Consider the following 12,422-nt stretch of genomic DNA (forward strand, 5'->3'; position numbering starts at 1 on the left):
TTTATTATGAAACAGTGTGGGACTCATCCCTCATTTCAATCCTTCCTACTCTACCGTGCTTTCTTGAATTCCACCGCCTTTACGGTACTGCACAGGGGACACGCCCATAGTCTTTTTAAAAGCGGTGCTAAAATAGTGCTGACTGTCGTAACCCGTACGTTCTGCTATATCATAGATAGACAACGTCGTGGAATCCAGCAGTTGCACCGCTTTACGGATACGGGCACGCGTGACGAGGGTCACGAAGCTGTCGTTGAGCTCCTTTTTGAGCACACGGCTGAGATATACGGCGGATACTTGTAGCCGCGAAGCAAGGGCTTCCAACGTCAGCTCCCGATCGGCGTAACCTTCCTGAATGAGCTGCCGAGCCCGGCGTACGATGGGAGACAACTGCGATTCGCCATACACACGATCCCGACTCACCCGGTATGCGTCAATTGCGCCTTCCAGTCCACCCGCGTTGGACTCCACATGCGTATGAACCGCTATATTCAGGTAGCGCCCAATCGCCTGCTCCATGGAAGCGCCTATCGTCTCGGGTGCCTCCTGCCACAGGCATATGCCGATCAGTCCGTTCGCATCGCGGAACAACACATGCGGGCAGTCCTCCAGCAGTTCGCCAATAATATTTTCAGCGGCAAAAAGAAATAACTGGCGGTCATTCTCGCGCATAATCGTCTGCCGGGCCTCTGCCGCAGGCCACCGTACGACACCGATCTGAGCAGGCGGCCGCGATGGAAGCCGTAAAAACGCCAACTGCTCCATGACGTCTTTTCCCGTGTGTTGCCCTTCCAGCCATTCCAGGCAAAACCGCTGGCGCAGCAGCGGAATATTCCGTTCAATCTGTCCGGCGGCTTGTTCTACATAGGCGGCACGCTTGTGCTCTTCGTCCATTCGCTGACGAAGCCGCAACAACGCAGCATGAAGCTGATCCGCATCTACCGGCTTCAAAATATAATCCTCTACGCCAAGTCGGACAGCCTCCTGCGCATAAGCAAACTCATCATGCCCGGAAATGATCAGACAGCGGCATTCCGGACGTTCTTCCCGCAGCCGCCGAATCAGTTCAATGCCGTCCATGAACGGCATATTCATATCGACCAGCACGATGTCGATATGAAGCTGACCCACCAGCTCCAGCGCTTCTTCTCCGTCCTCCGCCTCTGCTGCAACCTCCATGCCCAGAGCCGCCCAGTCTATGCAATCTCGTATCCCCTCTCGGATGATCGGCTCATCATCTGCGATCAATACTTGGTAACGTTTTGCCGTCCCTATGGTCACTTCCGTTATGGCCTGGTCAATCAGACTCACCGTTGTCGAGTTGTCTGTGGCCTGTGATTTCGTCATCCTGACCCTCTCCTTTTTCATAAGGCTTCTTCAGTTGCGCCATATCCAGCAGCAACGGATGAGTGATCGTAACGCAGGTACCTGTCCCTTCTTTGCTCTCCAGTACAATTCCATATTCCTCGCCAAAAGACAACCGGATACGCGCTTGTACATTCAGCATGCCATAGCTTCTGCCATGGGTACTAACTCCCTTTTGCTTCTGCTTTCCCTCCATCGCCTCCAGGGGTATTTCCAGCCATTCGCGCAGTTCACGCAGACGGTCCGTCGTCATCCCTGCGCCATCGTCACGTACCGTCAGCAGCAGCTTGTCGCCCTCGGCTTTAGCTTCTATCCAAATCGTGCCTGGGCCTCGTCTGGCCTTGATGCCGTGATAAATCGCATTTTCCACTACAGGCTGAAGCATTAACTTCAACACGAACAGATCCTTTAGCTCGTCGGGTACATTCAATTCCCAGCGAAGTCGGTCACGATAGCGGGTTTGCTGGATTTGCATATAGCTCGATATATGCTCAATCTCGGAGCGCAGCGGAATAAAGTCATCCCCCTTGCTCAGCCCGAGACGGAACAATCTCGATAGGGCCCCCACCATGTCGGACACGTCGTCTGCTCCATTTTTTCGAGCCATCCAGTGAATGGTATCTAGCGTATTGTATAAAAAATGCGGCTTAATATGCTCCTGAAGGCTGCGCAGCTCGGCATCCCGTTTTTGTCGTTCCCTCAGTTCGCTAAGTGACATGAGACGGCGAATTTGCTCCAGCATCCGGTTAAAACTCCGCCCCAGCATTCCAACTTCATCCCCACGGTCACTCCATTGGCGAACTGTAAGATCTCCTGTCTCTGCTGCCCGCATATAGGACATCAGCCGGAAAATCGGCTGCGCAATGGAACTCGACAATCGCAAGGATGCCGTTAAGCCAAATAGACATACAATAAAAACAAAACAGACGACATAGAACTTAATTTGCCGAACTTCCAGTGTAGATTCGCGTGCCGGGAATACCCCCACTGTTCTCCAGCCCGTGAATTCGGAAGCCCTGAACATGAACAGCAATTCTCTGCCCCCAGCTTCACGGGTAAACATCCCGCTGTCACCTGCCCCGAACCATTGCGACGGAATGCGCTCAATCAAAGGCATATCCGGCCTGTACACGCTGCGCCCCTCAGCGTCTGTCACCATTAAATACCCGCTTTTGCCCAAGGTTACATCTCTGGCAGCCTGCGACACAGCCCGCAGCTTGAGGTCAATCATAATCACGCCTAACACGTGTCCGGTTTCCGGATCCGTAACCGAACGAACGACGGAGACAATTTCGCTGTCCTTGTACCGGACATGAGTAGTCACATTACGGTGGCTCGGCTGTCCTAGCACAGTGAATATGCCTGCATGCTGCGCCGCCTGTTGGTACCAGCCTTCTTCCGTCAGGCTACGCGTGCTTCGAGCATACATTTCGTTGCTGATATAGTCGCCTTTTTCGTTTACGATCAGAATCCCTGCAATTTCAGGATATAACGTAGTATAGCCCTGCAAAAATTGCTTCATTTTATACAGCGTATCCTGCTCCTGTACAGAACTTAATGCCTGCTTGGAAGTGAGAGTCTGGTTTTGCACCGAGTTCTGTGCCCGCTCCCCCTGGTTTTCCGGCGTTACTATACTCACATGACCCGCGTGGCCGTCTGCCAACGTCTTTCCTTTCCAGAACTCCCCGATATCGGGGTTAAAAGCAATCAGATACGTCATGTTTTGCAAATTTTCCATTTTGGTGTCCAGCGCTTCGTTCACCTTGCCAATCAATTGCATCGTATGGTCTTCCACCTGCCGCTCAATAATCCGTTCCACCGTCCAATTGACCAGCAGACCTAATCCCAGCGAAGGCACAATGCCAAACAGCAGGAATAGCAGCATGAGCTGATAGCGTAAAGGCATATTGCGCAAGCGTAAGCGAGGCATCGTTTGGTGCACCCTTAAGTGGATACGCTTCCAAAATTTATTTCGCATAATAATCATCTACATTCGCCCGGGTGACCACGGAAATCCCAGTATCTACCCGCACGGGCAGCGGAGTGTTGTCGCCAGAGGAAGAAGGTGCAGGAATCGTTAAATGATGATGCAGATGGAACAGATATTGAAGCGACCAATAGCCCATATTCCATGTTCCCTGGGCAATCGTTGCCGAGATCGTCCCACCACGAATCATATCCAGTGTCGCTTTATTTGTATCAAAAGAAATGATTTTCAGCGGATGGCTGTTTTTTTGACTCAGTACCGCTTCACCCACACCTGTTCCTCCCGTTGCATCGGTCACAAAAATGCCCGCCAGTTTCGGATAAGCTTTCATCAGCCTTTGCGACTCATCCCGGGAGACCATCGCGTCTGCACGGCCATCTGCGACTTCCACCACCTTCATCGCAGGATACTGCCGCTGAATGGTATCGCGAAAGCCACGCGAGCGTTCTTCATGATTTTGCTGTCCAGGCAGCGTCAGAACAGCGACCTGACCTTCTCGTCCCAACAGCTCTGCCATCTTATCCGCAGCGGTCACGCCCGCCTTATAATTATCCGTGCCCAAAAAGGAATACGCACGACTCCCCGGCGCTCCGGCATCAAACAGTACTACAGGAATGCCCGCATCCAGCGCCTTATTAATCACCGGAATCAGGGAGTGAGGATCAATCGCTGATATGGCAATCCCTGCGGGCTTACGAGCAATCGCCTGCTCAATAACGGTCGTCTGCTCCTGCGCATCATAACGGGTTGCTCCCCGATACTCCACAGTCACCCCCAGCGCATCCCCGGCATCCTCGAAGCCCTTGAGCCCGCTTTTCCAATACTCCAAACCAGACTGGAAGGTAATCATCATATAGGTTTCTCCGATGCTGCCTCGTAGCCCCTTATCCTCCCAAGTGCCATTCAACGGGCCCGTTTGTTCATACCTGAACACATAGAGAGCAAAGGCCGCAATCAACAGCATATATACCAGCAGCGTTTTTTTCATCCTTCCTCTCCTCTTCCTGTGTATATCCTTAAGTTATAAATTCACTTTAATTTATTCTGGTTTTACTTAGATTGTAAACGCAATCATATCAAATTGGAACTACTTCACTCTTCTTACTTTCAGGTGGCGTTAATCCTGCACTAATGTTTCTACGTTACAATACCTACAATTGTGCTAGGGAAAACATGTGCGTATCTTGAGGAAAAGGAGTGATATGGATGAGCAAGCCGCGTATCGCGGAGTGGACAGAACTACGGGGCCTTGCCTACCTCGCTGTCGTGCTTCAGCATTGCATTGGCGAATATATTTATCGCAGCGACATCCAACAGCCAGATTCTGTTATGCTCGCGATGCTGTATCATTTGACACGTTTTGGCACACCGACGTTCGTTTTCCTGTCTGCGGCGCTACTTTTTTATAATGGCAACAAACCGATTGGTTATCCTCGCTATATTGGCAGGCGGTTTCGAGATATTTATGTTCCTTTCCTTTGCTGGACTGTTATTTATTGGGTATGTACTCAGAACTGGTCAACGGCGCAGTGGGGAAATATTTATTTTTACAAAGGTATGTTCGAGGAAATGATCATCCCCGTCAGCGGATATCATCTATGGTTTGTAGTCATGATCTTTCAGTTTTATATTTTGTTTCCTTTATTTTTAAAAGCAGCCGGCCAGGTTCAAGCGTTTCTACGTCGTTACAGCGCGAAAAGACGCAAACAGCTTGTTTTGGCTATTATGCTGATTGCCGCTGTGGTTTATGCTTTGCTGTTACAATGGTCCTACTATGACATGTCGGCATGGAGCACCGGGTTGCCGTCCTTTTGGCAGACTCTGCTGGATTATCGCACCTATAACTTTGTCATGTACTTTTTCTATTTTATGCTGGGCGCAGTATGTGCTTACATGACAGACACCTGGCGTGGACTGGCCAAACAGACGTTGCCGTGGAATGTATTTGTCTTTATTGGTTTGTTCATGCTCATGGGTCACACGATGCTGATCCAGTCGGGTGATACGATCAATCTCAATATTTCCACCTATTTGAAGCCAAGCACCTTTGTTCTAATCGTGTCGCAGTTGCTTTTATTGTACGGACTGCTGCTCCATTTGCAAAAAGATACGCGATCCGAGCCGTTTCGCCGTATGCTGAACTGGATCGGACGTTATTCTTTTGGAGGATATCTGGCCCATGCGCTCCTACTGGCCTTCATATCCTACTACACCCGCCCGCTTGCACTGGGCGATCATCATTTTACAGCTACGCTCATTACGTTTATCGTCGTGGCAAGTGTTTCTCTGGGCATAAGCTGGCTCTTTGCCCATCTGCCTGGCGGCAACTGGATTGTTGGCTCTAAAGGCAGACAGCGGTTGAACTGGCACTCGTTTCGTTTCCAGTTCCTTTCCTCCAAACGTGCTTCCAAAAGCACGCAGGAGCTTGGCTAATCTTGTGCGTCTGTATTTCAGCATGGGGTTATAATTCCAATGGACTTTGGCAGGGCTCACTTATTGAGCTCTGCTTTTTTTTGTTGCCTTAGTATGCCGTCCCCTCAAAAAAAAGATTAACATTTTATGACATGAATATGTATTTTATTTTAAAATAAGTAATTATATAGAATAATCATAAACGTTACGCGGGAAAAGTCACAGTTTTGCATAACAAAGAAGGGAGAGGATGTACTGAACATAACATCGTCGTTGTTAATGATCTAGCCCTAAACATAGTGAGGCAGCTTCTTGGTTTGAAACATACGGTTGTACTGATTAATCAGTTCATCCAAAAGCATAGACTGCTCAAGTACACAAGCATGTCCGAAGCCATACTCTTCGTAAAGATCATACAAATGTTGTCTGGCGTGTTCCATCTGTTGAATTAACGTTACCGTTTCATACCTGTTCATCCTGCATACCTCCTAATGAATCTCATTTTAAGGAGGGATGTACAAATACGTCATGATCTTTTTTGAACCAAAAAATTACAAAATAATACAAAAAGAGACCAGCAATAAGCTGGTCCATAGTAATGAATTAGTGCTTGGTCAAGATCCACCAACGTGTCCTTGTGTTTGGATCGTGCCGGAGCTTGGATTTCCGGCTTGCACTGGTACTGTGAATACCAGCAATAAGCTAGTTACCGCCAAGTAGAAAGCCATCCTTTTGATCATTTTTTTCCCACACCTCCTCATAAATAGATTGGAACTGTGTCTGTGTTTCAGGAGCCGCATGTGTTTTGAAATGAGAAAATAATCCAAAACAATTGGCAATAAGTAGTACATGATTAATTGTAACAGCTTTTTCAAACGCGTTTATTAAACATTTGAAACCATATGGATATCTACCTTTATTTAGGCTGTACTTAGCCATTTTGTACCAGAAGCGTACGTACTCTTCCGGTAAAACTTGTTGTGTATACATGTCAGAAGACAACGGTTCCTGATAAGCTGCAATTTGAGATTCAAAACGCTGAAGGATATGGTCTACATCTACATTGTACCGATTAGCAACTTCAAGAACGTTTAGTAGCTCGGCAAAAATCTCATTTTCGGCAGCCATGTGTTCTACGTAATCGGGGAGAACACTAATATCCCCGGACATAAGCCTGTTGACGTACGTATTAATTTTCGCCCATTGCTGATATTGTTTCTTCCAATAAAGTGAATCAGGGTCCTTCTCTTTTACCCAACTTAGATCGGCATAACCTCGAATATGTTCTAATGCCTGTTCATGATCTCCTTTCGCATCGCAAGCATTAGCACACAGCAATTCGGAGTAAACTATGTATACAAACAGTGGCCTGCTTAGCTTTTTTCGTGGCTCTGTTCCTTTTCGCTTAGAGTTATGAACCAAATTATATTGGATCTGTCCTAATTGACCCATTTGATGTGCAAATTCATACACCTTGTCCCACATACTTAATGATCTGTACACGTTCGCCAAATCTTTTAATGCATCTAATTGCTCTATCTCGTCTAAACGATCAACAAAAGGGGCAAATTCAATGGCAGCTTGAAGATTTACAGCTCTATCTTGTCCAATATTGATTTGGAACAAACGATACTGGCAGATCGCCAATCGCTCTGAATGCTGCTGCTTCTCACTTTCAGCCACCTTTTTGTAAAGGTAAGCCGCTGCTTCATTATAACCGTCTTTGTATACATTTTCGGCAACTTCAAAGAGTGATGGCGGATAATTAGGGTTATCCAATAACAGAATTACCACTCGCTGCAAGCAGTCCAGTCGTCCTAGCTCAATGCATCGGTATAGGAAAGGGCTGATTTTTTTCCAGTTGAGCGGAGATTCTTCAATACATTCTTCAATATAACGCTCGTAAAAATAATCCGGTGGTAAATTCATTCCCGCAGTAATACTATCCAGTTGGTGAACAGAAATAGATCGGTTACCGGTCACAATGCTACTAACTGTACCTACATTCAAATCAATCGTGTGACCAAACTTGGTCATCGTTAAGCCTTTTCGTTTCAAATAGGTTTGAATTTCTGCCTGTATCGTAGGTGTGATTTCCATGGATAAACCACCCTTTCAGCATTTTCATAGAATTTCAATTTCAATAAACAATATAGTTTGGAAACTAATAGTATAATTATTGATTTTCCTTCACGATAATACCATATTTTGGAACAAACATAAATGCTTTTACTTTATTGATTTTTATATTTTTATTAGGAGATCATTGGATGTTGGACAATGGAAGGAGAAGATCATTTGAAAAATACAGGTATGACACGTCCCTTGGATACGTTAGGCCGGATTGTTATCCCTAAGGAGTTGCGAACCTCTATGGGTATTCAAGCTGGTGAGTCCTTAGAATTTTATTTAGATGTTGAAACAGGTTTATTGAGTATGCGGAAGTATATTGGAGTCTGCTGTCACTTATGCTATTCGATTCAGGATTTAAGCTATTTCAGGGATTCATTTTTATGTAAAAAATGCATAAACGATCTGAAGGGAAATATAGGTGTGAGTCAATTACCTGTTCCTGTCGTAAAGAAACCTGCGTACAAAGAAAAAAATGCACATCGGTTGTCTTCACAACATTTAGTTGAAAATCTAAGAAAACTCATGCGCGAGCATCCAACAGCCAAGCAAGGCGAATATGCTGAATGGCTCGGCGTGTCCCAAGGCCGTATTTCCCAGCTTAAAAAGCTATTATAGGTATCGCTCAACTCTTATTCTAGCAAAGCTAAATAACCAGTCGCCGGTTGATTTCGTGCGACTGGTTATTTCAACTTTTCATTAGTAGGAAGGACTACAGGGGATAAATCATGATAGACCGACAGAGCTGACTGCTGTGACAAATATCGCTTACAAAACCTACCACTTCTGAGATAGTGTAGATACACGAAACAGTACAAAGAATGGGGAACTTATGACAACGACAAGGAAGAATAAGAAATCTTCGCAGAAGCAATCAGCCTCAGTCTGTACCTGCATTAATCTGCGCCGTTCCTCGATGGCTGTTACGGGACTGTATGACCGGTATCTGGCCCCGAGCGGACTCAATATTAGCCAATTCTCGCTTCTCAAGCACTTAACTGCGCTGGGACCGGCAAGTGTAAGCGAATTGGCACTGGAGATGCGGCTCGACCGGACCACGATTGTGCGCAATTTGAAGGCGCTGGAGCATAGCGGATATGTGGAGGATACATCTGCTGAGGGCAGTCGCAACCGCTGCCTTACTCTGACGGAGAGTGGAAGAACGGTATACAACGACGCAGCAGAGCTTTGGGAGGAGGCGCAACGTTTTTTGCAGGAGTCATTGGGAATCGGACAGTTACAGATACTCAACACACTCTTATCCAAGATTGAAAATTTGGATGGATATTAGACGGCTCCTCATCCAGGTGGAGTTGTGTTCAATTCGTGTATATACACGAAAAAGATCGAAATGTTTATTGCGGTATCAAGGCTAGAGATGTCTTTAAAATGCTATTATAGCGATCGCATTGCATTTGATCACCACTGCGGGTCATCGGAGAAGTACTTCCAGCTGTAGTAAGAGGTCAGTGATATACCTTAGCCCGCCACAAGACTTCTGAAGGGAAGCTTTACTGTGAACAATAACCACGGAGAGGGATGTGGATAGGATGGTTGAATCCGTACCGGATATGAGAGAAAACATCGTAGCCGAGATGAAAACCTATGTGAGCGAAGACAAAGGCAATGTTTGTGAAGAACTACAGAGTCCTTATTACGAGGAGCCGATTATTCAATTTGCCGCGGGCAATGATCCTTTGTTTGAGGAGTACAAAAGAGTGGTCGGGCCCGACCACGCCACGCCGCAGGAAGCATTTGAACGTTCCTTTGGAATGGGGAGTTTTGATGGAGGTACCGTTATCAGCGTTGTGCTGCCGATCAGCGAGACGATCCGCAAGGCTAATCGGGCGCAAAAAGATAGAGCCTCAAGGGAATGGGCGCTGCTGCGGACCTTTGGCGATGAATATTTTGTACAGTCTGCAAGGCGGCATTTGGCGGGATACTTAACAGGCCTTGGTTACCGTGCAGTTGCACCGCTGGATACGGATTGGTACAGCATCTATGGTGCCACAGGGGGGCCGATCTCCAACTGGTCGGAGCGACACATTGCATATGCTGCGGGTCTTGGCACCTTCAGTATCAACGACGGCTTCATCACCGAAAAAGGAATTGCCATCCGCCTGCTGTCCGTGGTGACCGATCTCAAGGTGCCGCCTGATGCCAGAGCATCTTCAGTCACAGGCCATACCGGAAACTGCCTGCTGTGTAGCAAGGGCATCTGCGGTGTGTGCATTACCCGCTGCCCTGTGCAAGCCATCAGCAAGGAAGGCGGACATGACAAGATTGCCTGCATGAAATTTGTGTACGGCCAGGCATCACGGGACTTTGCGGTTCTAAACGGCGGCGAGGCCAAATCAGGTGCCGGCTGCGGACTGTGCCAGACCAAGGTGCCCTGCGAGAGCAGGAATCCGATGCGGACCGCCCGGTGAATATGGAAACCTTGAGGACCGCCATTCTCAAGGTTTTTTAGTGCAAAAAAGATCATGCTAGTTCTGCATCAGCCAGGCACCCCTTTTACATTTAGTTTTCGTTAGCCGAGGTTGACGGTATCCCCTGCTAACGCTTCAATTGAGCTTCATTCGAAGTGCCGGACTTACGATCGAATGTAATTGGCCCTTTGCGGTTGACGAGCCGTTTCAGATCGACGGTCATTTCATTTTTCAGCTTATTTATAAGCTGTTCCTCATTAATTCCTTTGCTTTTAGCGATGTCGGACAACGATTTGCCTTGTCCCAACTCATTTTCTAAGCGAACAGGAGTGATACCCAGTAGTTTGGCTACTTTTTCGTTCAGATGATGGTCCCAGCCTCCAGGCCGTTTGCCATGCCCGTGCTTATAAGCATGTCCTTGTCGATGGCAGTCCTGTGACTGCATGCGCCCTGGATCAGCCTCACCCTGAATAGAGTTGCTAGGAGTAAGAGCTTGCATCTGGGGGCTTGTCTTTATACCAGCAGCTTCGATCATCCCTGCACTACCATACATCATCACTCCTACATACAGGGTAGCAGTGATTAATTTCCATTGTTTTTTCATATTCAGGCCCTTCTTTCACCCATTTTAATTTAATATTTTCTCTTTCCGCTATTTTTATTCGTATTTTCACCTGTTAAGTAGTCACAAGACCGGGAAAATACGAGCTCATGAACATTTCTATCACGGTTATATCCCAATCTTCGATCTGCACGCACTCCTTGGGAAACCTTATCCTGTAGGGTAAGTAAAATGAAGTACTAAACTTTCTACAATATAATTCGAAATTTTTCAGGTAAAATATTAAGGAAAATATGATAAAATTTTTTTGTAATCGATTACAATTAAATTTTTGGAAAGAAATGTTGTATCAAGCTACTACAGAATGCATTGCATCATAGTCAGACTACATGCAATTACACACAAGGAGGAAAGTCCAATGAAACAAAAAAGAATACGGTTATTTTTATCAATTTTGATTTGTTTTTCGCTTATCTTACCCGCAGTAAATGCACAGGCGGCAACAACGATCACCTCAAACCAAACCGGTACCCATGACAACTACTACTATGAGTTGTGGAAAGATTCCGGGAACACAAGTATGACTCTTAATAGTGGGGGGGCGTTCAGTGCCCAGTGGAGTAACATTGGAAATGCATTATTCCGTAAAGGCAAGAAATTCGACGAGACCAAGACACACCAGCAAATTGGAAACATTTCCGTAAACTACAGTGCCAACTACCAACCAAATGGTAATTCGTATTTATGCGTCTATGGATGGGCAGTTAACCCGCTCGTAGAATATTACATCGTCGATAGCTGGGGAAGCTGGCGTCCACCCGGTGCAACATCGAAGGGCACTTTTACCGTTGACGGGGGAACATATGATATTTATGAAACCACTCGGGTTGACCAGCCTTCCATTAAAGGAGACAAAACAACTTTTCAACAGTATTGGAGTGTCCGGACATCCAAACGCACAAGCGGAACCATATCGGTTAGCGAGCACTTCAAAAAGTGGGAAAGCATGGGCATGAAAATGGGCAAGATGTATGAAACTTCACTTACTGTAGAGGGATACCAAAGCAGTGGGAGTGCTAATGTAACTAGTAATACAATTACGATTGGCGGCAGTTCTGACGGCGGAACGACTACTCCTCCAGGCACAAGTACGAAAATAGAAGCCGAAAGTATGACCAAAAGCGGTCAGCATACCTCAAATATCAGCTCGCCGTTCAACGGAGTGGCTTTATACTCCAACAATGATTCGGTGAAATATACGCAAAATTTCACTAGCGGCACCCATAGTTTTTCACTACGTGGTGCCTCGAACAACTCCAACATGGCCAAAGTTAACTTGAAAATCGGTGGACAAACAAAGGGGTCCTTCTATTTTGGTGGAAGCAACCCTGCTGTCTATACTTTAAACAATGTCAGCCATGGCACCGGAAACCAAGAGATCGAGCTCGTTGTAACAGCCGATGACGGAACATGGGATGCTTATGTTGATTATTTGGAGATCAACTAACCTTATTATCTATTAAAATTGTTAAGGAGG

General features: G+C 46.6%; 11 protein-coding genes. 5 read left to right on the forward strand and 6 right to left on the reverse strand.

What is annotated here, in order from left to right; translation table 11 throughout:
- Positions 1-45: 45 nt before the first annotated feature.
- Genes BM358_RS05750 through BM358_RS05760 form a run of 3 tightly spaced genes read right to left on the reverse strand, consistent with a single transcriptional unit; the run spans position 46 to position 4,340 of the window.
- Positions 46-1,347, reverse strand: a complete 1,302-nt coding sequence (locus BM358_RS05750) for a response regulator (RefSeq protein ID WP_028543173.1) — start codon at positions 1,345-1,347, stop codon at positions 46-48.
- Positions 1,298-3,295, reverse strand: a complete 1,998-nt coding sequence (locus BM358_RS05755) for a cache domain-containing sensor histidine kinase (RefSeq protein WP_049828518.1) — start codon at positions 3,293-3,295, stop codon at positions 1,298-1,300. The genes BM358_RS05750 and BM358_RS05755 overlap by 50 nt, the downstream gene beginning before the upstream one ends.
- 37 nt (positions 3,296-3,332) lie before the next feature.
- On the reverse strand, positions 3,333-4,340 hold the full coding sequence (locus tag BM358_RS05760; RefSeq protein ID WP_023987342.1) for a substrate-binding domain-containing protein: 1,008 nt from the start codon (positions 4,338-4,340) through the stop codon (positions 3,333-3,335).
- A gap of 218 nt (positions 4,341-4,558) precedes the next feature.
- On the opposite strand from BM358_RS05760, the gene BM358_RS05765 reads away from it, so the two are divergent.
- The gene (locus BM358_RS05765; RefSeq protein ID WP_028543175.1) at positions 4,559-5,785 is read left to right on the forward strand and encodes an acyltransferase; all 1,227 of its coding nucleotides are present in this window, start codon (positions 4,559-4,561) and stop codon (positions 5,783-5,785) included.
- A gap of 269 nt (positions 5,786-6,054) precedes the next feature.
- Here the strand turns inward: BM358_RS05765 and BM358_RS05770 are convergent, their stop codons facing one another.
- Together BM358_RS05770 and BM358_RS05780 are read right to left on the reverse strand one after the other, a co-directional pair.
- Entirely contained in the window at positions 6,055-6,240 is a 186-nt protein-coding gene (locus tag BM358_RS05770; protein WP_028543176.1) for an aspartyl-phosphate phosphatase Spo0E family protein, read from the reverse strand.
- A 226-nt stretch (positions 6,241-6,466) separates the two neighbouring features.
- Positions 6,467-7,864, reverse strand: a complete 1,398-nt coding sequence (locus BM358_RS05780; protein ID WP_028543178.1) for a helix-turn-helix domain-containing protein — start codon at positions 7,862-7,864, stop codon at positions 6,467-6,469.
- Positions 7,865-8,044: 180 nt separating this feature from the next.
- Between BM358_RS05780 and BM358_RS05785 the strand changes: the two genes are divergently transcribed.
- From BM358_RS05785 to BM358_RS05795, 3 genes are all read left to right on the forward strand, one after another.
- Positions 8,045-8,512, forward strand: coding sequence for an AbrB/MazE/SpoVT family DNA-binding domain-containing protein (locus BM358_RS05785; RefSeq protein ID WP_034094986.1), 468 nt, complete (start codon positions 8,045-8,047; stop codon positions 8,510-8,512).
- A gap of 214 nt (positions 8,513-8,726) precedes the next feature.
- Positions 8,727-9,185, forward strand: coding sequence for a MarR family winged helix-turn-helix transcriptional regulator (locus BM358_RS05790; protein WP_028543179.1), 459 nt, complete (start codon positions 8,727-8,729; stop codon positions 9,183-9,185).
- 259 nt (positions 9,186-9,444) lie between these two features.
- Entirely contained in the window at positions 9,445-10,323 is an 879-nt protein-coding gene (locus BM358_RS05795) for a hypothetical protein (protein WP_028543180.1), read from the forward strand.
- A 127-nt stretch (positions 10,324-10,450) separates the two neighbouring features.
- On the opposite strand, the gene BM358_RS05800 is transcribed toward BM358_RS05795, so the two are convergent.
- Complete coding sequence (locus tag BM358_RS05800; RefSeq protein ID WP_028543181.1) at positions 10,451-10,927, reverse strand: hypothetical protein; 477 nt, start codon at positions 10,925-10,927, stop codon at positions 10,451-10,453.
- Positions 10,928-11,303: 376 nt separating this feature from the next.
- Between BM358_RS05800 and BM358_RS05805 the strand changes: the two genes are divergently transcribed.
- Positions 11,304-12,392, forward strand: a complete 1,089-nt coding sequence (locus BM358_RS05805) for a glycoside hydrolase family 11 protein (protein ID WP_028543182.1) — start codon at positions 11,304-11,306, stop codon at positions 12,390-12,392.
- Positions 12,393-12,422: the final 30 nt, after the last annotated feature.

This window comes from Paenibacillus sp. cl130 (genome assembly GCF_900116035.1).
GTDB lineage: Bacteria > Bacillota > Bacilli > Paenibacillales > Paenibacillaceae > Paenibacillus > Paenibacillus polymyxa_B.